20 protein-coding genes are annotated in these 21,116 nt (G+C 68.1%); 14 read left to right on the top strand and 6 right to left on the bottom strand.

Annotated elements, in window-relative coordinates; genetic code table 11:
• Positions 1-4: 4 nt before the first annotated feature.
• Positions 5-775 carry an SDR family NAD(P)-dependent oxidoreductase gene (locus ACAD63_RS24895; RefSeq protein ID WP_434034499.1) on the bottom strand — a complete coding sequence of 257 codons (771 nt, stop codon included), beginning with the start codon at positions 773-775 and terminating at the stop codon, positions 5-7.
• 299 nt (positions 776-1,074) lie between these two features.
• On the opposite strand from ACAD63_RS24895, the gene tauA reads away from it, so the two are divergent.
• The 12 genes from tauA to ACAD63_RS24835 all read left to right on the top strand — a co-directional run bounded on the left by tauA (position 1,075) and on the right by ACAD63_RS24835 (position 11,600).
• Positions 1,075-2,073: a taurine ABC transporter substrate-binding protein gene (gene tauA / locus ACAD63_RS24890; protein WP_133094299.1), complete on the top strand. Its 999-nt coding sequence runs from the start codon at positions 1,075-1,077 to the stop codon at positions 2,071-2,073.
• Between the two features lie 41 nt (positions 2,074-2,114).
• Positions 2,115-2,891, top strand: coding sequence for a taurine ABC transporter ATP-binding protein (locus tag ACAD63_RS24885; RefSeq protein ID WP_133094298.1), 777 nt, complete (start codon positions 2,115-2,117; stop codon positions 2,889-2,891).
• Positions 2,892-2,901: 10 nt separating this feature from the next.
• A complete protein-coding gene (locus tag ACAD63_RS24880) occupies positions 2,902-3,774 on the top strand; it encodes an ABC transporter permease subunit (protein WP_133094297.1) in 873 nt (290 codons plus the stop codon).
• A 255-nt stretch (positions 3,775-4,029) separates the two neighbouring features.
• Complete coding sequence (locus tag ACAD63_RS24875; protein ID WP_135702975.1) at positions 4,030-4,959, top strand: LysR family transcriptional regulator; 930 nt, start codon at positions 4,030-4,032, stop codon at positions 4,957-4,959.
• A gap of 174 nt (positions 4,960-5,133) precedes the next feature.
• Entirely contained in the window at positions 5,134-5,487 is a 354-nt protein-coding gene (locus tag ACAD63_RS24870) for a Zn-ribbon domain-containing OB-fold protein (RefSeq protein ID WP_133094296.1), read from the top strand.
• Between the two features lie 36 nt (positions 5,488-5,523).
• Complete coding sequence (locus ACAD63_RS24865) at positions 5,524-6,669, top strand: thiolase family protein (protein ID WP_195427036.1); 1,146 nt, start codon at positions 5,524-5,526, stop codon at positions 6,667-6,669.
• Position 6,670: 1 nt separating this feature from the next.
• Positions 6,671-7,435 (top strand): SDR family oxidoreductase, encoded by a 765-nt coding sequence (locus tag ACAD63_RS24860; RefSeq protein ID WP_135702978.1) that lies wholly within the window; start codon positions 6,671-6,673, stop codon positions 7,433-7,435.
• A gap of 10 nt (positions 7,436-7,445) precedes the next feature.
• Positions 7,446-8,249, top strand: a complete 804-nt coding sequence (locus tag ACAD63_RS24855; protein WP_135702979.1) for an enoyl-CoA hydratase/isomerase family protein — start codon at positions 7,446-7,448, stop codon at positions 8,247-8,249.
• 34 nt (positions 8,250-8,283) lie between these two features.
• Entirely contained in the window at positions 8,284-9,267 is a 984-nt protein-coding gene (locus ACAD63_RS24850) for a tripartite tricarboxylate transporter substrate binding protein (protein WP_195427030.1), read from the top strand.
• Between the two features lie 20 nt (positions 9,268-9,287).
• The gene (locus tag ACAD63_RS24845; RefSeq protein WP_133094717.1) at positions 9,288-9,689 is read left to right on the top strand and encodes a PaaI family thioesterase; all 402 of its coding nucleotides are present in this window, start codon (positions 9,288-9,290) and stop codon (positions 9,687-9,689) included.
• A 1-nt stretch (position 9,690) separates the two neighbouring features.
• On the top strand, positions 9,691-10,923 hold the full coding sequence (locus ACAD63_RS24840) for a CaiB/BaiF CoA transferase family protein (protein WP_434034498.1): 1,233 nt from the start codon (positions 9,691-9,693) through the stop codon (positions 10,921-10,923).
• Positions 10,920-11,600: a nitroreductase gene (locus ACAD63_RS24835; protein ID WP_133094290.1), complete on the top strand. Its 681-nt coding sequence runs from the start codon at positions 10,920-10,922 to the stop codon at positions 11,598-11,600. Before ACAD63_RS24840 ends, ACAD63_RS24835 begins: the two co-directional genes overlap by 4 nt.
• A gap of 15 nt (positions 11,601-11,615) precedes the next feature.
• Here ACAD63_RS24835 and gcvA read toward each other — a convergent pair whose 3' ends face one another.
• Positions 11,616-12,512 (bottom strand): transcriptional regulator GcvA, encoded by an 897-nt coding sequence (gene gcvA / locus ACAD63_RS24830; RefSeq protein WP_135702982.1) that lies wholly within the window; start codon positions 12,510-12,512, stop codon positions 11,616-11,618.
• Positions 12,513-12,695: 183 nt separating this feature from the next.
• On the opposite strand from gcvA, the gene ACAD63_RS24825 reads away from it, so the two are divergent.
• Together ACAD63_RS24825 and fusA are read left to right on the top strand one after the other, a co-directional pair.
• Positions 12,696-13,595 (top strand): oxidoreductase, encoded by a 900-nt coding sequence (locus ACAD63_RS24825; RefSeq protein ID WP_135702983.1) that lies wholly within the window; start codon positions 12,696-12,698, stop codon positions 13,593-13,595.
• A gap of 213 nt (positions 13,596-13,808) precedes the next feature.
• Positions 13,809-15,872, top strand: a complete 2,064-nt coding sequence (gene fusA, locus ACAD63_RS24820) for an elongation factor G (RefSeq protein ID WP_133094287.1) — start codon at positions 13,809-13,811, stop codon at positions 15,870-15,872.
• 23 nt (positions 15,873-15,895) lie between these two features.
• Here the strand turns inward: fusA and ACAD63_RS24815 are convergent, their stop codons facing one another.
• The 4 genes from ACAD63_RS24815 to paaN form a co-directional block, all read right to left on the bottom strand.
• Positions 15,896-17,560 (bottom strand): cation acetate symporter, encoded by a 1,665-nt coding sequence (locus ACAD63_RS24815; RefSeq protein WP_434034497.1) that lies wholly within the window; start codon positions 17,558-17,560, stop codon positions 15,896-15,898.
• A complete protein-coding gene (locus ACAD63_RS24810; protein ID WP_195427018.1) occupies positions 17,557-17,865 on the bottom strand; it encodes a DUF485 domain-containing protein in 309 nt (102 codons plus the stop codon). The genes ACAD63_RS24815 and ACAD63_RS24810 overlap by 4 nt, the downstream gene beginning before the upstream one ends.
• A 157-nt stretch (positions 17,866-18,022) precedes the next feature.
• The gene (paaK, locus tag ACAD63_RS24805; RefSeq protein WP_195427016.1) at positions 18,023-19,372 is read right to left on the bottom strand and encodes a phenylacetate--CoA ligase PaaK; all 1,350 of its coding nucleotides are present in this window, start codon (positions 19,370-19,372) and stop codon (positions 18,023-18,025) included.
• A 73-nt stretch (positions 19,373-19,445) separates the two neighbouring features.
• Complete coding sequence (gene paaN / locus ACAD63_RS24800) at positions 19,446-21,110, bottom strand: phenylacetic acid degradation protein PaaN (RefSeq protein WP_434034496.1); 1,665 nt, start codon at positions 21,108-21,110, stop codon at positions 19,446-19,448.
• Positions 21,111-21,116 lie beyond the last annotated feature (6 nt).

The raw sequence follows: 21,116 nt of genomic DNA, 5'->3' as shown, positions 1-21,116 counted from the left end.
GGCCTCAGAACAGCGTGTAGCCGCCGTCGATGACGAAGGTGTCGCCGGTGTGGTAGGCCGACGCGTGGCTCATCAGGTAGACCGCAATGCCCGCGAAATCGCTGCCCTCGCCCCAGCGGCGCATCGGCACGCGCTTGTGCACCATCTCCTGGAAGGCATCGTTGGCCTGCGCGGCGCCAGTCATCTCGGTCTTGATCCAGCCGGGCAGGATCGAATGCGCGCGGATGCCCTTGCGTGCATATTCGACGGCCAGGCCGCGCATCATCGAGATCACGCCGCCCTTGGTGGCGGCGTAGTGCTCGGTGCGCGGCGCGCCTTCGATGGCCGCGACCGACGCGGTGCTGCACAGCACGCCGCCCTCGCCCTGCACCAGCATCTGCCGCACCGCGGCGCGCAGCGTGAAGAAGGCGCCATCCAGGTTGACGCGCATGGTCTTGCGCCATACCTCGGCCGTCATCGCATCGAACGGCCCCTTGTTGCCGCCGATGCCGGCGTTGGCAAAGCAGCCATCGATCCGCCCCAGCGCCGCTACCGTGCGCTGCATGGCGGCATCGACCGCCTGCTCGTCGCCCACGTCGCACACCTCGGTGTGCACGCGTCGGCCATGCTGCGCCAGCCGGACGGCGGCGGCGGCGTTCTTGTCCGCGTTGGTGCCCCAGATCGCGATGTCCGCGCCGGCCGCGGCCAGGCCCTCGGCGATGCCCAGCCCGATGCCGCCGTTGCCGCCGGTCACCAGGGCCACTTTTCCTGCCAGGTCGAAGGGGTGCTTGCTCATGTCTGTCTCCTCGGATGGTGGGTCGCTGCCTCGACCGGACATTCATTGTTGACCCGTCACGCCACAAAGCTCGTCGTCGGAACCGATGAGTTTGGATGCGCGCCGGCGCACTTCCGGGCCGCTAAGGATTTCCATGATTGACGCTGGCCCGGGCCACCGCTCCGCCCGGCCTGTCGCCATTTCCGGCGCCGCGGCGAGGCTGGCCCCAGCGAATCCGGCCAACTGGTCCTATAGCGCTGGATCGGCGCTCACCTATAAAGCCGAGACCTTCAACCCCTTTCCTTTCGAGGAGCAGAACCATGCGGTGGATCAAGCGACTTGCGACGTATTTCGCCCTGGCAGCAGCACTGGTGCCAGCCGCCCACGCGCAAAGCAAGGATGTAGTCATTGCTTACCAGGACATGGTGGTGCCCTGGCGTTATGCGCAAGACATGAAGGAGCTGGAGAAGCAGACCGGCTACAAGGTCTCGTTCCGCCAGTTCGGCGGCGGCGGCGACGTGATCCGCGCGATGGCGTCGGGCCAGATCGCCATCGGCGAGGCGGGCACTTCCCCAATCGCCTCGGCGCTGTCGCAAGGGCTGGACGTGGAGCTGTTCTGGATCCTGGATGACATCAACGCGGCCGAGGCCATGGTCGCGCGCAACGGCAGCAAGATCGCCAGCATCGGCGACCTGAAGGGCAAGCGCGTGGGCGTGCCGTTCGTGTCGACCACGCACTACCACACGCTGGTCGCGCTGGAGCGCGCCAGGGTCAATCCCAAGGACGTGCGCATCGTCAACATGCGCCCGCCCGAGGTCGCGGCTGCGTGGGAGCGCGGCGACATCGACGCGACCTTTATCTGGGATCCGGTGCTGGCCAAGCTCAAGCAGTCGGGAACGGTGCTGACGACCTCCGGGCAGATCGCCGCCGATACCGGCAAGGCGACCTTCGACGGGATGATCGCCAACAAGAAGTTCGCGCGGGAAAACCCGGAGTTCATGGTCAAGCTGGTGCGCGTGCTGGCCGCCGCGGACGACAACTACCGCAAGAACAAGGCGTCATGGACCGCCGATTCGCCGATGGTCAAGGCGGTGGCCAAGGTCTCGGGCGCCAAGGCCGAGACGGTGCCGGCCAGCATGGCGCTGTATGCCTTCCCGACGCTGGAAGAGCAGGTCTCGGAGCGCTGGCTCGGTGGCGGCGCGGCGCGTGCGCTGCAGTCGGCGGCGCAGTTCCTGAAGGAGCAAGGGACCATCCAGACAGTGCTGCCGGACTACAGCAAGGGCGTCAATGCGGAATGGGCCAAACGAGCGCTGCGGTAACGCGCGCGGTGTGTGGAACGGCAACAGCAGCGGAAATCGTCATGAACAAACTTGAAATCGATAACCTCAGCGTGAACTACGGCGCCGCCGGCGGCGCCCGCACGCTGGCCCTGTCGCAGGTCAATCTCACCATGGAGCGCGGCGATTTCGTCGTCGCGCTGGGCGCCTCGGGCTGCGGCAAGACCACGCTGCTGTCGTGCATCGCCGGCTTCATGGAGCCGTCGGAAGGCGAGATCCGGCTGAACGGCAAGGCCGTGCGCGGACCCGGTGCCGAGCGCGGCGTGGTGTTCCAGAAGCATGCGCTGATGCCGTGGCTGAGCGTGGCCGACAACGTGGCGCTGGGCCTGCGCCTGCGCGGCGTGCCGCGCGCCGAACGCCTGCGCATCGCCCGCGAAAAACTGGCCGCGGTGGGACTGGATGCGGCGGCCGCCAAGCCGGTCTACCAGCTCTCCGGCGGCATGCAGCAGCGCGTGGGGATCGCGCGCGCGCTGGCCTGCGACCCGGCCGTGATGCTGATGGACGAGCCGCTGGGCGCGCTCGACGCCCTGACGCGCGAATCGATCCAGGCGCTGATCCTCAGGCTGTGGGCGAAGGAGCAGAAGATCGTGTTCTTCATCACCCACAGCGTGGAAGAGGCGCTGTTCCTGGCGACGCGGCTGATCGTGATGACGCCGTCGCCGGGCCGCATCGCGCATACCTATGAACTGCCCTTCGCGCGCCGCTTCATCGAGTGCGGCGATGCCCGCCAGGTCAAGTCCGACCCGGAATTTATCCGCTACCGCGAAGAGATCGTTGACCTGATCCATGCCACCGCCTGAGGAATTCAAGATGCCCGCTTCCGCCCAACGCATCGAACCCGCGCCGCGCGCAGCACCTGCGGCCGTGCCTTCCAGCAAGCCGATGAAAGCCGTGTCGGGCTACCGCCTGCCCGGCGAAGGCTCCAGCTCGCGCATCTCCACCGTAACCGTTGCGAGCCTGCTCGTCCTGTGGTGGGTCGCCAGCCACCTGCGCTGGCTGCCGCCGTTGTTCCTGCCCACGCCGGAATCGATCGTCACCGCCTTCATCGACGCCTGGCAGGGCAACCTGCAAGGCGGCCAGCCGCTGACCGAGCATTTCACCGCGAGCATGGTGCGCGTATTTGGCGCGTTCGGGCTGGCGGTGGTCACGGCGGTGCCGATCGGCGTGCTGATGGGCGTGTCGCGCATCGCGCGCGGCATCTTCGATCCGCCCATCGAGTTCTACCGCCCGCTGCCGCCGCTGGCGTACCTGCCGCTGATCGTGATCTGGTTCGGCATCGACGAGACCTCGAAGGTGCTGCTGATCTTCCTGGCGTGCTTCGCGCCGCTGGCGATGTCGGCGCAGGCGGGGGTGCGGTCGGTGACCATCGAGCAGATCAATGCCGCCTACTCCATGGGCGCCACGCCGTGGCAGGTGGTGCGGCACGTGGTGCTGCCCGCCGCGCTGCCGGACATCCTGACAGGCATGCGGATTGCGATCGGCTTCGGGTGGACCACGCTGGTGGCGGCCGAGATGGTGGCCGCCACCGCCGGGCTCGGGCAGATGGTGCTGAACGCGTCCAACTTCCTGCGTACCGACGTTGTGATCATGGGGATCGTGCTGATCGGGTTGATTGCTTATGTGTTTGATCTGCTGATGAGGAAGATGGCGAAGTGGTTGGTGCCCTGGAAGGGGAGGATGTAAGGGGGGTGGGCATTTTGCTGGCCGCCGGGATTCTGTTCCTGGCGGCTGGCATCTGGCGGTGATTGATACGCCCGGTTCCGCCCGATCAGCCGCTTGCCGAAATGCAGCGCGCCCTGCTCCCCCGCGGCGCGCGTGTGCCCTCAATGCTACGCAACGCCGCCCGGTCCCGTCACTTGTACGAAAGCCCGCCTTTTCGAGCCAGCAAGGCCGGTTACGCACTATCATCGGCACATTCCCAACCGCCAGTTGCCAATCATGGACAAAGCCCGCGTCCTCACCCTCTTCATCGGCGTGGTACGCGCCGGCAGTTTCCAGCGCGCCGCGGTAGAAGCCGGCGTGACCCCGCAGGCCGTCAGCAAGGCGGTGCGCACGCTGGAAGACGACCTCGGCGTGCGCCTGCTGCACCGGACCACGCGCAAGCTCAGCCTCACCACCGAAGGCGCGCGGCTGTTCGAGCTGGCCGCGCCGGGCATGCGCCAGCTGGATGAGGCGCTGGACCAGGTGCGCAGCAGCAAGAGCGACGACGACGGGCTGATCCGGCTGACCGCGCCGCCGTCGGTCGGCAGCCGCGTTCTGGTGCCGCTGGTGCGCGCCTTCCGCGGGCTGCATCCGGGCATCACCTTCGACGTGGTGCTGAGCGACCTCTTCACCGACCTGGTCGAGTCCCGCATCGATATCGGCTTCCGCGCCGGCACCAGTCCCGGCCAGAACCTGGTGGCGCGCCGGCTGTGCGACCTGCCGCTGGTCATCTGCGCCGCTCCCGATTACCTCGCACGGCACGGCGAGCCGGCCACGCTGGACGAACTGCTGCAGCACCAGTGCACCGGCTTCCGCCGCCCGGCCACCGGGCGCATGGTGCCGTGGGAGCTGCAGGTCGACGGCGCGCTGGTCTACCAGGAGGTGCCCGCCGTCGCCAGCTTCAACGACGTGGAAACCGAGGTCGAGGCGGTGCGCGCCGGTATTGGCATCGGCCAGCTGTCCGCCTACATGATCCACGCCGACCTCGTCAGCGGCCGGCTCAAGGCGATCCTGACGGAATTCAGCAGCAGCAATGTCGGGCTGTACATGTACTACCCGCACCGCAGCCAGATGCCGGTGCGGGTACGGCGCTTCATCGATTTCGTAGTGGAAGCGGGGCGCGGCGCGGAGCAATCGCTGTCGCGGCTGGTGGGCCTGGTGCCCTGAGCCTTCCGGCGCGAAGCAGCCCCACCCACACTTCCTTCCAACACCCTTCTCCTGACGCCCTGCGCCGGCCCTTCGTTTGATTTTTTCTCAAGCGAACGCGCCGGAAATGTCGTTTGTCGCACGCGCCGCCAGCGACAACCATTACGCCAAGGCCCACCAACACAGGAGACTGCCGTGTCAGACCAAGCCTATCCGCTCTGGAGTGCGGACCCCCTTCCCCACCTGATCGCCTCGCGCCACCGCGCCACCGGCGAATGGATCTTCCCGGCAGTGCCGGCCGATTCGCCGCTCGCCGCCGAGCATGACCCCGTCGCCATCCGCGGCTCCGGCGTGGTCTACAGCTTCACCGTGATCCATCCCGCGCCCAAGAGCGGCCAGCCGCCGTACGCGCTGGGCTATGTCGATTTCGTCGGCCCGGTGCGCATCTTCGGGCGCCTGCAGGGCAAGGCGCGCCCGGCGATCGGCGACCGCTATGAAGCGCGCCCGGACGCCGAGTTCGGCTATGTCTTCGAGGCCGTCACGGCCTGACCGATCGAAAGAATGCAGAAGGAAAGGGAAAGCAACATGCAGGACATCTACATCCACGGCGGCGCGATGACGCCGTTCGGCCGCCACCCCGGCGTGCTGGCGCCGGAACTGGCGCAACAGGCCATCCTCAAGGCGCTGGCCGACGCCGACGTGCCGCTCGGCCGCATCCAGGCGGTGTATTGCGCCAATGTGCTGGGCGGCATGATCCTGGGCCAGCTGATCGTGCGCGACCTGGGGCTGAAGGGTATCCCGGTCTACAACGTCGAGAACGCCTGCGCCAGCGGCGCCACCGGCGCGCACCTGGCGCGGCACGCGCTGCTGGCCGGGCAATACGACACCGTGCTGGTGTTCGGCATCGAGCAACTGACCGCGCTGGGTGGCGGCACCATCCCGCTGCAGCGCAACGACCACAAGACGGACCTCTATGCCAAGGCCGGCATGGTGCTGCCCGCGGTGTATGCGATGCGCGGCACGCGCTTCCTGCACGAGCGCGACGCATCGCCCGCCGACCTGGCGGAAGTGGCGGTCAAGAACCGCTACAACGGCTCGCTCAACCCGTATGCGCAGCAGCGCAAGGCCACCACGGTGGAAGAAGTGCTCGGCTCGCGCATGATCGCCGACCCGCTGACGCTGCTGCAGTGCTGCCCGTCGCAGGTCGACGGCGCCGCCGCGGTGGTGCTGAGCACGCGCCGTCCGGCGCAGGCGCGTCCGGTCAAGGTGCTGTCGTCGGTGGTGGTCTCCGGCCTGCGCGAAGAGGCCGACGACGACATCCTAGATGCCGAGATCACCGCGCGTGCCGCGCGCCAGGCGTACGAGCAGGCGGGGCTGGGGCCGCAGGATGTCGACGTGGTCGAGCTGCACGACGCATTCACCATCGCCGAACTGCTTTACTACGAAGCGCTGGGCCTGGCCGAGCCAGGCGAAGCGGTGCCGCTGCTGAAGTCCGGCGCAACCCGCTTGGGCGGCCGCGTGCCGGTCAACCCCAGCGGCGGCCTGCTGGCCAAGGGTCATCCGCTGGGCGCCACCGGCGTGGCACAGATGGTCGAAATCCTTTGGCACCTGCAAGGGCGTGCCGGCGAGCGCCAGGTCGAGAACGCGCGCGTCGGGCTGACGCAATGCACCGGCGGCGGCATCGCGGGTGTCGACCACGCCGCCTCTTCCGTCCACCTGCTGGGAGTCTGACATGGGTACGCAACGATTCGATCCCACGCATGTGGCCGTGGTCACGGGCGCCGCGCGCGGCATCGGCCTGGGCATCGCCACGCAACTGGCGCGGCAGGGGCTGACCGTGGCGCTGCTGGACCGCGATGGCGGTGCGCTGGACGAGGCCGTCGGCACGCTGGCCGCCGCAGGGCTCAATGCCTTCGGCGCCACCGCCGACCTGACCGATTCCACCGCGGTCAACGACGCCTTTGCGCAAGTCGCGGCCCGCGCCGGCCGCGTCGACTACCTGGTCAACAACGCGGGGGCAGTGCGCGACATGCGCTTCCTGAAGATGACCGACGACGACTGGGACCTGGTCATCGATACCAACCTGCGCTCGCAGTTCCTGTGCTGCCGCGCGGCGCTGCCCGGCATGGTCGAGCGCGGCTACGGGCGCGTGGTCAATATCTCGTCGCGGGCCTGGCTGGGCGGCTTCGGGCAGGCCAACTACTCGGCGGCCAAGGGCGGCGTGGTCAGCCTGACGCGCTCGCTGGCGATCGAGTTCGCCGGCAAGGGCATCACCGTCAACGCGGTCGCGCCCGGCATCGTCGATACGCCGCTGTTCCGTGGCTTTGCGCCGGAGGTACAGGCGCGGCTGCAGAAGTCGGTGCCGGTGCAGCGCATCGGCACCGCCGACGATATCGCCAATGCGGTCAGCTTCTTCCTCGATCCGCAATCGTCGTACGTAACCGGCCAGACGCTCTACGTCTGCGGCGGGCGCAGCCTGTCGTCGCCCAGCGTGTAAGGAAGCCATCATGACCATCCAACGCCACATCGAAGGCGCGGTCGCGGTGCTGACCATCGACCGGCCCGACGCGCTCAATGCGCTCGACGTAACCACGCTGCGCGAACTGCGCGCGCACCTGGCCGAGGTGCGCGACCGCGACGACCTGCGCGTCGCGGTGCTGACCGGCGCCGGCACGCGCGCCTTCTGCGCCGGCGCGGACCTCAAGGGCACGCGCACCTCCGCCGCCACCTACCCCGAGGCGCTGTTCCGCGCGCCGGAGCATGCTGCTGACCTTGGGCTCTATATCCGGCTGATGGATCTGACCGACCTCGGCCTCGGCAAGCCGCTGGTCGCGGCGGTCAACGGGCACTGCCTCGGCGCGGGGCTGGAGCTCGCGCTGCAGTGCGACTTGCGGATCGCGTCGACGCAGGCGACCTTCGGCCTGCCCGAAGTCGCGGTCGGCTCGATCCCGGCGGTGTCCGGCCTGCACCGGCTGCTCAAGGCGGTGCCCGCGGCGCATGCGATGCAGATGGTGCTGACCGGCGAACGCATCGATGCCGCGCACGCCGCGCGCATCGGCCTGGTCACCGAGACGATGGCGCCCGATGCCCTGCCCGACCGTGCGCTGGCGCTGGCCGCGCGCATCGCCGCCAACGCGCCGCTGGCCGTGCAGGCGGTCAAGAAGCTGTCGCGCCAGACCAGCCACCTCAGCGAGACCGACGCGCAGCAACTCACCGAACTCTACTGGGGCGTGCTGCGCGATACCGCCGACCGCGCCGAAGGCCGCCAGGCCTTCGCCGAAAAGCGGCAGCCCCACTACACGGGACGCTGAGCGGACCGACAAGAACCACGCAGGAGACACAACCATGGCAGGTATTTCCCGAATCATGCGCGCGGCAATGGCCGGCGTGCTGGCAGTCACGGCGCTGAGCACAGCGGCACAGGCACCCTACCCCACGCAGAAGCCGATCACGCTGGTGGTGCCGTTCGCCCCGGGCGGCGGCAATGACATCCTGGCACGCGCCATCGCACCCAAGATGAGCCAGCTGCTGGGCCAGACCATCGTGATCGAGAACAAACCCGGCGCCGGCGGCAACCTGGGCGCCGACTACGTCGCGCACGCCGCGCCGGACGGCTACACGCTGGTGATCGCGTCGAGCCAGATCACGATGAACCCGTTCCTCGGCATGAAGGTCCCGTTCCAGGTCGAGCGCGACTTCGAGCCGGTCGGGCGCATCGCGTCGGTGCCGATCATGCTGGTCGCCAATCCCGACCAGCCGTTCCGCACGCTGCAGGAGTTCATCCAGTACACCCGCGCCAACCCGGGCAAGCTCAGCTACAGCAGCCCGGGGCCCGGCACGCCGCAGCACCTGGCGGGCGAGGTCTTCGCCAAGCTAAACAAGACCGAGCTGCTGCACGTGCCCTACCGCGGCACCGGCCCGTCGATCAGCGACCTGATGGGCGGCCAGGTGCAGATCTCGTTCGCCACCTTTGCCTCGTCGATCCAGTTCGTGCGCGCCGGCAAGCTGCGTGCGCTCGGCATCGCCGGCAAGAAGCGCAGCGCGCTGATGCCAGACCTGCCGACCTTTGCCGAGGCCGGCATCGTCGGCTACGACGCGGAGCTGTGGTACAGCCTGCTGGCGCCGGCACGCACGCCGAAGACCGTGGTCGACAAGGTCAATGCCGCGCTGGTGGCCGCGCTGAAGTCGCCCGACGTTGCCGGGCAACTGGAAAAGCAGGGCTTCGAGCCGCAGGCCTCCACGCCGGCCGAGCTGAAGGCGCATATCGGCAAGGAAATGTCGCGCTGGCAGCGCGTGATCCAGGACAACAACATCAAGGTGGCGCTGTGAACGCGCCGATTGAACACCCCATGGTGCCGCCCACCGACAACCCGCTGCTGGACTACCTTGGCATCCGCCTGGCCAGCGTCGGCGACGGCCGCTGCGCCTTCGAGCTCGACATCGAGCCGCGCCACCTGAACCGGCAGGGCAGCGTGCAGGGCGGCGTGATCGCCACGCTGCTCGACGCCGCCTGCGGCTACGCCGGCCTGCCGACGGGCCCCGACGGCGCCCTCGGCCACGCGGTGACGGTAATGCTGGCCATCAGCTACCTCAGCAAGGCCAGCGCGGGCCGGCTGCGCGCCACCGCCACGGTGAGCCGCGCCGGCAAGAGCCTGTACTTTGCCACGGCCGAACTGGCCACCGATGCCGGCGTGCTGGTCGCCACCGCGCAGGGCACGTTCAAACGATCCCGCATCCTTCCGGAGACATGACATGCTGCGCGATGCACTAGACGGCCTGACCGTCATCGACTTCACGCAGATCGGCGCCGGGCCGACCTGCACCATGCTGCTGGCCGACATGGGCGCCAGGGTCATCAAGGTCGAGCCGCCCGGCGGCGAACTGGGACGCGGGCTCGGCCCCGGCTGGCTGGGCGACGACAGCGCGCTGTTCCACGGCTTCAACCGCAACAAGCTCGGCGTGGCGCTGGACCTGAAATCCCCCGAAGGTCTCGCCGTGGCGCGCCGGATGGCGGCAGAAGCCGACATCGTGGTGGAAAGCATGCGCCCGGGCGTGATGGATCGCCTCGGGCTGGGCCATGCCGAGCTATCGGCGCTGAACCCGGCGCTGGTCTACTGCTCGATCTCCGCCTATGGCCAGTACGGCCCGTATGCCGGCCGTGCCGGCGTCGACGGCATCATCCAGGCCGATTCGGGGCTGATGAGCCTGATCGGCCTGCCCGACGGCGAGCCGTGCAAGGTGCAGGCGCCGGTGGTCGACGTGATGACCGGCTACGTCGCCTGCGTCGGTATCCTGGGCAAGCTGGCGCAGCGGGCACGCGACGGCCAGGGCGGGCATCTCGACGTCAGCCTGCTCAACGCCGCGCTGGCGCTGCAGCAATCGTCGCTCACCAGCTATTGCGCCGACGGGCGGCTGCCGGAACGGGCGGGCAGTGCCGCGCCCTATTCGGCGCCCAACCAGGCCTTCCGCACCGCCGACGGCTGGATCATGATCGCCGCTTACATGCCCGAGCGCTGGCGCCGGCTGTGCGACGTGCTGGGCCTGCCGGCGCTCGCCGACGACCCGCGCTTCGCCACCTCGCCGCTGCGCGTCGCCAACCGGGCGGCAATGGTCGAGGCGCTGACCAGCGTGTTGGTGACGCGGCCGACCGACGCGTGGCTGGCCGTGCTGCAGGACGCCGACATCCTGTGCGCGCGCGTGGCCACCTATGAAGACCTGATGGCGCACCCGCAGGTGGCGGCCAACCGCATGGTGCAGCGCATCCCGCACGAGACGCTGGGCGAGGTCCGCATGCCAGGCTTCCCGATCAATAGCGTCCAGGAAAACGCGCTGCCCGCGCGGCCGGCGCCGGCGTGCGGACAACATACGCAAACGGTGCTCGCCGGGCTTGGCTTTAGCGCGGCACAGATCGCCGCCTTGCAGGCGCGCGGCGCGGTCCATTGTGCCGATACCATCGAGGCACCGCTCACGGCAACGGCATCATGAACCGCGCCGACATCATCGCCGCGCTCCACGCCCGCCGCAGCGTGCGCGGCTTTCTCGATACGCCGGTACCGCGCGAGACCGTGGCGGCAATCCTGGCCGACGCGGCGCGCAGCCCGAGCGCGTCGAACACCCAGCCATGGCGGGTCTACGCCTGCGCCGGTGCCGTGCGCGACCGGCTCAGCGATGCCCTGCTGGCGCTGCACGACAGCGATGGCGGCGGCCATCGCGAGGAATACGTCTACTACCCGCCGGCGTGGCGCGAGCCCTACCTGGCGCGCCGCCGCACACTGGGCAAGGCGCTGTACGGCCTGCTTGGCATCCCGCGCGGCGACGCCGCCGGCATGGCGCGGCAGTATGCCCGCAACTACGCGTTCTTCGGCGCGCCGGTGGGGTTGTTCTTCACCATCGAGCGCGGGCAGGGACAGGCGGCGTGGCTGGACCTCGGCATGTTCCTGCATGCGGTGATGTTAGCGGCGCTGGGGCACGGCCTGGAAACCTGCGCGCAGCAGGCGTTCGCGCGCTACCACCGGGTCATCCGCGCGCAGCTTGCCATTCCCGACCATGAAATCCTGGTGTGCGGCATGTCGCTCGGACACGCCGATCCCGCCGAGCCGGCCAACCGGCTGCGTACTGCGCGCGAGCCAGTGGAGGGATTTGCCTGCTTCGCCGGCTGGTGACCGGCGAGCGCCGCGCTAGCTTTGCGTCTCGCACTGCGCCAGCAGCCACTCGCGGAACACCGCCATGCTGGCGCTTTCCTTGCGGTCCGCCGGCGTCAGCAGGTAGTAGGTGAAGTCGCCCATGTCGACGCTCTGGCGGAACGGCGCGACCAGCCGCCCGGCCTCCAGGTCTCCCGCGACCAGGAAGCGCTGGGCGATGGCGAAACCCTGCCCTTCCACTGCCGCCGCATAAGCCATGGCGGAACTCTGGAACGTCATGCCACTGCGCGCGTCGACCTGCGCGTCGGCGCGCGCCGCCTTCAGCCAGTGCGCCCAGTCGTCCGGACGCGCAATCGAATGCAGCAGCGTCTGGTGCTGCAGGTCGGCAGGCTTTTTCACCTTCGGGTTGCCGGCCGCAACGCTGGGGCTGCAGACCGGCACCAGGATGTTGGACACCAGCCGGTAGGTATTCACGCCGCTCCACTTGCCGTCGCCTAGGCGGATCGCGCCATCAATGTCTTCCTTGCGGAAATCGACCGGGTCCAGCGAGGCGGTCAGCAGCACCTCGATGCCGGGATTGGCCGCATGGAAGCTCGACAGCCGCGGGATCAGCCAGCGCATGGCGAAAGTAGTGTAGGCGCGCACCTTGAGCTGCTTGCGCCTGGCCCGCTTGCCGAGCCGCCGCGTGGCCTCGCGCAGGTCGTCCATGGCCCGGGTCACGGCGCGGTAGTAGTCCTCGCCGGTGCGGGTCAGCGAAATCTGCCGGTGGCCGCGATGCAGCAGCTGCACGCCCAGGCCTTCTTCCAGCGAGCGGATCTGGCGGCTGACGGCGCCCGGCGTCACGTGCAGCTCTTCCGCAGCGGTGGTGATGCTCAGGTGCCGGGCCGCCGCTTCAAAGGCGCGCAGGGCGTTCAGGGGAGGCAGTTTGTCCATGCCGGCGAGTCTGCCATACGGTTGAGAATTGCTCAATCGACATCGCTCGCATTTATTGACAACTTCTAGTTGTCTTTGAAACGGAATTACACCGCCTAGTGTTGCTGACCGAGCGCGCCTAAATTTGTCTCCGTGGCCCCCGCCATCAGACACCGAAGTCAAACCGAGCAAAGGAGATTCACCATGTCCGCCAACACCACCATCGCTGCCAACACCGCCACCAACGCCACCAACGTCACCAACGCCGCCGGCAAGGTCTGGTTCATCACCGGCGCCTCGCGCGGCTTCGGCCTGGAACTGACCCGCGCCGCGCTGGCCCGCGGCGACCGTGTCGTCGCCACCGCGCGCCGCCCCGAAACGATCACCGGCGCCGTGGGCGCGCATGACAACCTGCTGCCGGTGGCGCTCGACGTCACTAGCGAAGCGCAGGCCATCGCCGCGGCCGAGGCCGCCGTGGCCCGCTTCGGCCGCATCGACGTGCTGGTCAACAATGCCGGCTACGGCCTGCTGGGCGCGGTGGAGGAAGCGTCGGCGCGCGAAGTCGAGCAGCAGTTCGCCACCAACGTCTTCGGCGTGCTCAACGTGACGCGCGCGGTGCTGCCGCAGATGCGCCGCCAGCGCAGTGGGCATGTCGTCAATATCTCGTCGATCGGTGGCTATGCCGCCTATCCCGGCTGGGGCGTCTACGGCGCCACCAAGTTCGCGGTGGAAGGGCTGACCGAAGCGCTCGACGCCGAGCTGGCGCCGCTGGGCGTGCGCGCCACCGTGGTCGAGCCGGGCTTCTTCCGCACCGACTTCCTCGATGCCAGCTCGCTGGTCCGCGTCGGCACCGAGATCGCCGAATACGCCGAAACCGTCGGCGCGATGCGCGGCCACATGGCGTCGGCCAACCACCAGCAGCCCGGCGATCCCGCCAAGCTGGCTGTGGCGCTGCTCGCCCTTGCCGACAGCGACAACCCGCCGGTGCGGCTGCCGCTGGGCTCCGATACGGTGGCCCGCATCGCGGAAAAGAACCGCAAGGTGGAAAGCGAACTGGCGGCATGGCATGCCGTGGCGGTCTCGACCGACCACGCCAGTGCCTGATCTGTTGCGGCGCAGCAGTCTTATTGAATCCTGGATTGCTGCGCTGCAGCCATGCGCGAGGCGCGGGTTGCCGGCCGGACCCAAGCGCCGCATGCACCACTTCACACCCTTGCGCCTATCAGGCTTTGTCCCGATGCCGACACTGGCATATGTCGTTTCCGGCGAATTTCGCCAATAATGCCCTGACAGCCATTGCCGGACGAGAGAGCCACCATGCACGACAGTCCCGATGCCATCCGCACCGTTGCCCTGCTCGGGCATGCGGGGAGCGGCAAGACCTCGCTGGTCGAAGCACTGCTGCACAAGGGGGGTGCGCTGCACACCCCGGGCAGCGTGGAGCGCGGCTCGACCGTCAGCGACAGCGATCCGCTGGAGCGCAAGTACAAGCGCTCGCTCAGTTCCGCCATCACCCACGTCGACTTCCGCGACACTCGCATCTACCTGCTCGACACGCCGGGCTACCCGGATTTCTCCGGCCTGGCGATCAGTGCGCTGGCGGCGGTCGAGACGGCGGCCATCGTCATCAACGCGCAGACCGGGATCGAAATGACCACGCGCCGCGCCATGGCCTGGGCGCAGGCGCGGCAACTGTGCCGGATGATCGTTATCAACGGCATCGACGGCGAGAAGGTCGACCTGCCGGGGCTGCTGGCCGAGATCCAGGAGGCGTTCGGCAAGGAGTGCCTGCCCATCAACCTGCCGGCCGGAAACGGCGGCAAGGTGGTGGACTGCTTCTTCAATCCGGCCGGAGAGTCGGATTTTTTATCGGTGGCGTCGGCGCATGAAGCGCTGATCGACCAGGTGATCGAGATCGATCCGGAGCTGATGGAGGTGTACCTGGAGCAAGGCGAGGCCATCACGCCGGAGCAACTGCACGCGCCGTTCGAGCGTGCGCTGCGCGAAGGCCACCTGGTGCCGATCTGCTTTACCTCGGCCGCCACCGGCGCCGGTATCGCGGAACTGCTCGATGTCTTCGTGCGGCTGCTGCCCAATCCCACCGAAGGCAACCCGCCGCTGTTCTACCGCTCGACCGGCACTGCCGAGGATGGTACCGAGAAACGCAAGGCGGTGCGCGCCGAGCCGGTGCCGGACAAGCACGTGCTGGCGCATGTGTTCAAGGTGGTAGTCGATCCCTATGTCGGCAAGCTGGCGGTGTTCCGCATCCACCAGGGCACGGTCACGCGCGACAGCCAGCTCTATATCGGCGAGGGCCGCCAGCCGTTCAAGGTGGCGCACCTGCTGTTGCTGCAGGGCAAGGAGACGCAGGAAGTGCAGCGCGCCGGCCCGGGCAATATCTGCGCGGTGGCCAAGGTGGATGAACTCGGCTTCGACGCGGTGCTGCACGACGCCACCGAGGATGGCGACATCCACCTGACGCCGCTGGAGTTTCCCACGCCGATCTACGGCCTGGCGATCGAGCCGGCGCGGCGCGGCAACGAGCAGCGGCTGGCCGAGGTGCTGCACAAGCTCAGCGCCGAAGATCCCTGCCTGCGCATCGAGCATCCGGCCGGCACCAACGAGACCGTGGTGTTCGGACTGGGCGAGTTCCATTTGCGCTGCGCGCTGGAGCGTTTGACCGAGCAGTACAAGCTGGAAGTCGCCACGCGGCCGCCGAAGATCGCGTATCGCGAGACCATTGCCGGCAAGGCGGAGGGCCACCACCGCCACAAGAAGCAGACCGGCGGTGCCGGCCAGTTCGGCGAAGTGATGCTGCGCGTGGAGCCGCTGCCGCGCGGCGAAGGCTTCGAGTTCATCGATGCGGTCAAGGGCGGCGCGATTCCCGGCCAGTTCATCCCCGCAGTGGAGAAAGGCATCCGCCAGGTGCTGGAAAGCGGTCCACTGGCCGGTTTTGCGATGCAGGACGTGCGCGTGACCGTGTACGACGGCAAGAGCCACCCGGTCGATTCCAAGGAAGTGGCGTTCGCCACGGCCGGACGCAAGGCGTTTATCGACGCGGTGATGAAGGCGCGCCCCAGCGTGCTGGAGCCGATCGTCGAGATCGAGGTCACGGTGCCGGGCACGGCGATGGGCGATGTCATCGGCGACCTGTCCGCCAAGCGCGGCCAGGTGCATGGCACCCGCACCGGCGCCGCCAACAGCGTGATCGTTGCCGGGCAGGTGCCGCTGTCGGAGCTGAACGACTACCAGTCACGGCTGAACAGCATGACCGGCGGCCACGGCAGCTACACCATCCAGTTCAGCCATTACGACAACGTGCCGCCGGGACAGCAGGAGAAGATGGCGTCCCGCCACAAGGCGCAGCAGGACACCGACTGACCAGCCCGGTGCTGGCCTGGTTTTCAGTGCTGGCTGGCACCGGCCGCGCCGATGCCGGTCATGGCGCGCACGAACTGCGCGCCGTAGCGCTGGCGTTCGGCGCTCCCCCGCGCCGAGCGGTCCAGCACCGACACCAGCCAGGCGGCGGCAAAGGCCAGCGTCATCGAGAACAGCGCCGGGTTGGCATATGGGAAGATCGCCTGCTGGTGCTTGAGGATCCCCACCCATACGGTCGGGCCCAGCACCAGCAGCAGCACCGCCGACACCAGCCCCGCCAGGCTGCCGGCCACCGCACCGCGCGTGGTCAGCCCCTTCCAGAACATCGACAGGAACAGCACCGGGAAATTGACCGACGCGGCGATCGCCAGCACCAGCCCGGACAGGAAGGCGATGTTCTGCTTCTCGAACATCACGCCCAGCACCATCGCCAGCAGGCCGATCACCAGCGTGGCGAGCTTCGACACGCGGATCTCGTCTTTCTCGCTGGCCTGCCCGCGGCGGAACACGTTGGCGTAGAGATCGTGCGACACCGCCGACGCGCCCGACAGCGCCAGCCCGGCCACCACCGCCAGGATGGTCGCGAACGCCACCGCCGAGATGAAGCCGAGGAACAGGTCGCCGCCGATCACGTGCGACAGGTGCACGGCCACCATGTTGCTGCCGCCGATCAGCTTGCCGGCCGCGTCCCGATAGGCCGGGTCCGCGCCCACCATCACGATCGCGCCGAAGCCCACCACCAGGATCAGCACGTAGAAGTAGCCGATGAAGCCCGTGGCGTAGAGCACGGACTTGCGCGCTTCCTTCGCATCCGCCACGGTGAAGAAGCGCATCAGGATGTGCGGCAGACCCGCGGTGCCGAACATCATGCCGACGCCGAGCGAGATCGCATCGATCGGGTTGGACACCAGCCCGCCCGGCGACAAGATCGCCGTGCCCTTGTCATGCACCCTGGCCGCGCTGGCGAACATGGCTTCGGGGCTGAAGCCGAAATAGGCCAGTACCATCACCGCCATGAAGGTCACGCCGCCGAGCAGCAGCAGCGCCTTGATGATCTGCACCCAGGTGGTGGCGAGCATGCCGCCGAACATCACGTACAGCACCATCAGCGCGCCGACGATGACCACCGCCGATTCATAGCTGGTGCCGAACAGCAGCTCGATCAGCTTGCCGGCGCCGACCATCTGCGCGACCAGGTACATGATGACCACGGTCAGCGTGCCGCACGCTGCGGTGATGCGCACCGGCTTCTGCGCCAGCCGGTACGAGACCACGTCGGCAAAGGTGTAGCGGCCCAGGTTGCGCAGCCGTTCGGCGACGATGAACAGGATGATCGGCCAGCCCGCCACCACGCCGAGCGCGTAGATCAGGCCGTCGTAGCCCTTGTCGAACATCATGGCCGAGATGCCAAGGAAGGACGCGGCCGACACCATGTCGCCGGCAATAGCCAGGCCGTTCTGGAAGCCGGTGAGGCCGCCGCCGGCCGCATAGAAGTCCGACGCCGAACGCGTGCGCCGCGCGGCCCAGCGGGTGATGCCGAGCGTGAACAGCACGAACAGCATAAACATGACGATGGCGCTCCAGTTCAGCGGCCGCTGCGTGGCCTCGCCCTGGATCGCGGGGGCTGCAGTGGCGGCGCTGGCTGCCAGACCGCACAGGGCGGCGCCGAGGGAAAGGTGTACCGGCTTCATGCTTCGCACTCCTTGCGCACGCGTTCGTTGAGCGGATCCAGGTCGCGGTTGGCGCGGTGGACGTAGATGGCGGTCAGCAGCACGGCGGCAACGATCACTGCAACGCCTACGGGGATGCCCACCGTCATGACGCCCCCGGCGACCGGCGTGCCGAGCGTGGCGGGCGAAAAGGCCAGCAGCAGGATGAAGCCGAAGTAGACCGCCAGCATGACCAGCGTCAGCGACCAGCCCAGGCGCGTGCGGCCGTGGATCAGGCGGATAAAGTCGGGGTGGTTCTGGATGGCTTCCAGTTGTCGCGCGTCCATGGTGTCTCCTTTGGCGCAGGGGGGTGGTGTGGCGGCTCTGGTGGCTGCCATCAGTTTGGTTCTTGGTTGGGGGCGTCGATCTACCGACGGTTTGCTCCCCTCTCCCGCTTGCGGGAGAGAGGAGCCTATGCCAGCGGTGTGGGTGAAAAGCAGCGCCTCAGATCGCGCCAACCGGCTGCTCGTGTGTAACCTTCGGCCGCATGTCCACCACGCGCCTTGCCTTGCCGACCGTGGTGCGCTCGATCCCTGCAGCCGCCACCACCTGCACCCGCGTGGTCACGCCGACATAGGTCTTGATCTGGTCCTTTAGATCCCGCTCCAGCGCCGCCCGGTCATCCGCCGACAGCGACGCGGAGCGCTCGGGCCGCGCCTCGACCCGCACCTCCAGCTTGTCGAGGTGCCCGTCGCGCGTCACCACCAGCTGGTACTGCGGCGCCAGCGCCGGCGCCTTCAGGATCAGTTCCTCGATCTGCGACGGGAACACGTTGACGCCGCGGATGATCAGCATGTCATCCGAGCGCCCCGTGATCTTGCCGATGCGGCGCATCGAGCGCGACGTCGGCGGCAGCAGGCGCGTCAGGTCGCGCGTGCGGTAGCGGATCACCGGCAGTGCTTCCTTGGTCAGGGAGGTGAACACCAGCTCGCCCTCGGAGCCATCCGGCAACACCTCGCCGGTCACCGGGTCGATGATCTCGGCATAGAAATGGTCTTCCCAGATCACCGGGCCGTCCTTGCTCTCGATGCATTCGCAAGCCACGCCCGGCCCCATCACCTCGGACAGGCCGTAGATGTCCACCGCGTCGATGCCGGCACGCGCCTCGATCTCCGCGCGCATCGCGTCGGTCCAGGGCTCGGCGCCGAAGATGCCGACCTTCAGCGAGCTTTCCGAAGGATCCATGCCCTGGCGCTCCATCTCCTCGATCAGGTTCAGCATGTACGACGGCGTCACCATGATGATGTTGGGCTGGAACTCGCGGATCAGCTGTACCTGTTTCTCGGTCTGTCCGCCCGACATCGGGATCACCGTGCAGCCCGCCTTCTCCGCGCCGTAGTGCGCGCCCAGCCCGCCGGTGAACAGCCCGTAACCATAGCTGACATGGACCAGGTCGCCGGCGCGGCCCCCCGCGGCGCGAATCGAGCGCGCCACCACGCTTGCCCATGTGTCGATGTCCTTCGCGGTATAGCCGACCACGGTCGGCTTGCCGGTGGTGCCGCTCGACGCATGCACGCGCGCCACCTGCTCGCGCGGCACCGCGAACATGCCGAACGGATAGTTGTCGCGCAGGTCCTGCTTGGTCAGGAACGGGAACTTCGACAGGTCGGACAGCGACTTCAAATCGTCCGGGTGCACCCCGGCCGCCTGGAACGCCTTGCGGTAATGCGGCACGTTGTCATAGGCATGGCGCACGCTCCATTTGAGCCGTTGCAGCTGCAGCGCCTGCAGTTCGTCGCGGCTGGCGCGCTCGATCGGCTCCAGCTCATTGGGGTTGGGGTTGCGTTGCACCATTGTCTACTCCATCTCGTTATGATGGCGCCGCGTACGAAGGGGGGCCGGCGCCGGGGTACTGCAGGCCTTGCGATCAGATATGCGAGCGGCTCTGGACCACGCGGAAGCGGTTTGCGACGAAGGCCGCATCCGACAGCGATGCATTGGCCGCGGGGTTGGCGCCGGTAGCGTGGAAATCGCTGAACGCGGCCGACTGGTTGACGAACACGCCGCCGGTCAGGTTAAGCGACAGCGCCACGCCAGCGTCTTCCGCGGCATCGCGGATGGTTTCGGTCACGCCCGCGTCGGTGGTGTATGCGGACAGCGTCAGCGCGCCGTGTGTCTTCGCGCCGCGGTGCGCCAGTTCAATGCTGTGCGCCGTGTTGTCGGTCGCCACGACGAAGGAGATGGGGCCGAACAGTTCCTGCATGATCTTCGCCTCGTCGCTGGCATCGACCTTCAGCACCAGCGGCGTGCGGATGCGCGCGCCCGGAAACTCGGGATGTTCGAGCACACGGCTGTCGGCAACGATCTCGCCCAGCGCGCGCGACGCTTCGATCCGTTCCGCCACGCCGTCGTTCTGGATCGCACCGATCAGTTCGACCGCCTTGGCCGGATCGCTGGTCAGCTTGCCAACGGCCTCGCCGATCGCCGAGGCAACCTGGTCGAAGCTGATGCGCCCTTCCGGCGTGTCGATGCCGTCCTTCGGCACGTAGATGTTCTGCGGCGCCGTGCACATCTGGCCCGAGTACAGCGACAGCGAGAAAGCGATATTGCGCACCATGCCCTTGAAGTCGGCGGTGGAGTCGATCACGATCTGGTTGACGCCTGCCTTCTCGGTGTACACCTGCGCCTGGTGCGCGTTGCGCTCCAGCCAGTCGCCGTTGGCGGTGCTGCCGGTGAAGTCGATCAGGCGCACTTCCGGGCGCAACGCCAGCTTCGACGCCATGCGCTCGCTCGGGTCGTTGGCCACCAGCGTGACGATGTTCGGGTCGAAGCCGGCTTCTTCCAGCACTTCACGCGCCACCTCGACGGTGATCGCCAGCGGCAGGACCGCGCCCGGGTGCGGCTTGACCACCACCGCATTGCCGGTCGCCAGGCTGGCGAACAGGCCGGGATAGCCGTTCCAGGTCGGGAAGGTGCAGCAGCCGATCACCAGGCCCACGCCGCGCGGCACCACGGTGTAGCGCTTTTCCATGCGCAGCGGCTCGTTCTTGCCCTGCGGCTTCTCCCACGTGGCGAGCTTCGGGATGCGGCGCAGTTCGTCCCAGGCGTAGGCCACGGCTTCCAGGCCGCGGTCCTGCGCGTGCGGGCCGCCGGCCTGGAAGGCCATCATGAAGGCCTGGCCGGTGGTGTGCATGACCGCGTAGGCAATCTCGAAACTGCGGCGGTTCAGGCGCTGCAGGATTTCCAGCGATACGCCCACCCATGCCTCCGGTCCGGCCTTGCGCCATGCGGGCATGCCCCTGGCCACGCCGGCAAAGAGCTGATCGAGATCAGGCCGAGGATAAGTGATGCCCAGTTCCGGGCCATACGGCGAGACTTCCTTGCCGGCCTGGCCGGCGGTGCCGGGCTGCGACAACGCGAACGGCTGGTCCAGGCGGGCCTCAAAGGCGGCCTTGCCATCGGCATTGGCGGTCTCGCCATAGACCTTGGGGCTCGGCATTTCAGCGAACGGGCTCCAGTAGCCGCGCGTGGCAATGGCTTGGGTGGCTTGTTCCAGCAGCGCCTGGTGGCGTTCGAAAAACGGGTGGGACACGGCTTG

This window comes from Cupriavidus sp. a3, from assembly GCF_051015765.1.
Classification (GTDB): domain Bacteria; phylum Pseudomonadota; class Gammaproteobacteria; order Burkholderiales; family Burkholderiaceae; genus Cupriavidus; species Cupriavidus oxalaticus_A.
This window is presented reverse-complemented; position numbering and strand designations above follow the sequence as displayed.

Bases quoted from the DNA above. Each gene is read 5' to 3' on its own strand.
- ACAD63_RS24895 (WP_434034499.1), bottom strand. From the start codon at position 775: ATGAGCAAGCACCCCTTCGACCTGGCAGGAAAAGTGGCCCTGGTGACC.
- tauA (WP_133094299.1), top strand. From the start codon at position 1,075: ATGCGGTGGATCAAGCGACTTGCGACGTATTTCGCCCTGGCAGCAGCA.
- ACAD63_RS24885 (WP_133094298.1), top strand. From the start codon at position 2,115: ATGAACAAACTTGAAATCGATAACCTCAGCGTGAACTACGGCGCCGCC.
- ACAD63_RS24880 (WP_133094297.1), top strand. From the start codon at position 2,902: ATGCCCGCTTCCGCCCAACGCATCGAACCCGCGCCGCGCGCAGCACCT.
- ACAD63_RS24875 (WP_135702975.1), top strand. From the start codon at position 4,030: ATGGACAAAGCCCGCGTCCTCACCCTCTTCATCGGCGTGGTACGCGCC.
- ACAD63_RS24865 (WP_195427036.1), top strand. From the start codon at position 5,524: ATGCAGGACATCTACATCCACGGCGGCGCGATGACGCCGTTCGGCCGC.
- ACAD63_RS24860 (WP_135702978.1), top strand. From the start codon at position 6,671: ATGGGTACGCAACGATTCGATCCCACGCATGTGGCCGTGGTCACGGGC.
- ACAD63_RS24855 (WP_135702979.1), top strand. From the start codon at position 7,446: ATGACCATCCAACGCCACATCGAAGGCGCGGTCGCGGTGCTGACCATC.
- ACAD63_RS24850 (WP_195427030.1), top strand. From the start codon at position 8,284: ATGGCAGGTATTTCCCGAATCATGCGCGCGGCAATGGCCGGCGTGCTG.
- ACAD63_RS24845 (WP_133094717.1), top strand. From the start codon at position 9,288: ATGGTGCCGCCCACCGACAACCCGCTGCTGGACTACCTTGGCATCCGC.
- ACAD63_RS24840 (WP_434034498.1), top strand. From the start codon at position 9,691: ATGCTGCGCGATGCACTAGACGGCCTGACCGTCATCGACTTCACGCAG.
- ACAD63_RS24835 (WP_133094290.1), top strand. From the start codon at position 10,920: ATGAACCGCGCCGACATCATCGCCGCGCTCCACGCCCGCCGCAGCGTG.
- gcvA (WP_135702982.1), bottom strand. From the start codon at position 12,512: ATGGACAAACTGCCTCCCCTGAACGCCCTGCGCGCCTTTGAAGCGGCG.
- ACAD63_RS24825 (WP_135702983.1), top strand. From the start codon at position 12,696: ATGTCCGCCAACACCACCATCGCTGCCAACACCGCCACCAACGCCACC.
- fusA (WP_133094287.1), top strand. From the start codon at position 13,809: ATGCACGACAGTCCCGATGCCATCCGCACCGTTGCCCTGCTCGGGCAT.
- ACAD63_RS24815 (WP_434034497.1), bottom strand. From the start codon at position 17,560: ATGAAGCCGGTACACCTTTCCCTCGGCGCCGCCCTGTGCGGTCTGGCA.
- ACAD63_RS24810 (WP_195427018.1), bottom strand. From the start codon at position 17,865: ATGGACGCGCGACAACTGGAAGCCATCCAGAACCACCCCGACTTTATC.
- paaK (WP_195427016.1), bottom strand. From the start codon at position 19,372: ATGGTGCAACGCAACCCCAACCCCAATGAGCTGGAGCCGATCGAGCGC.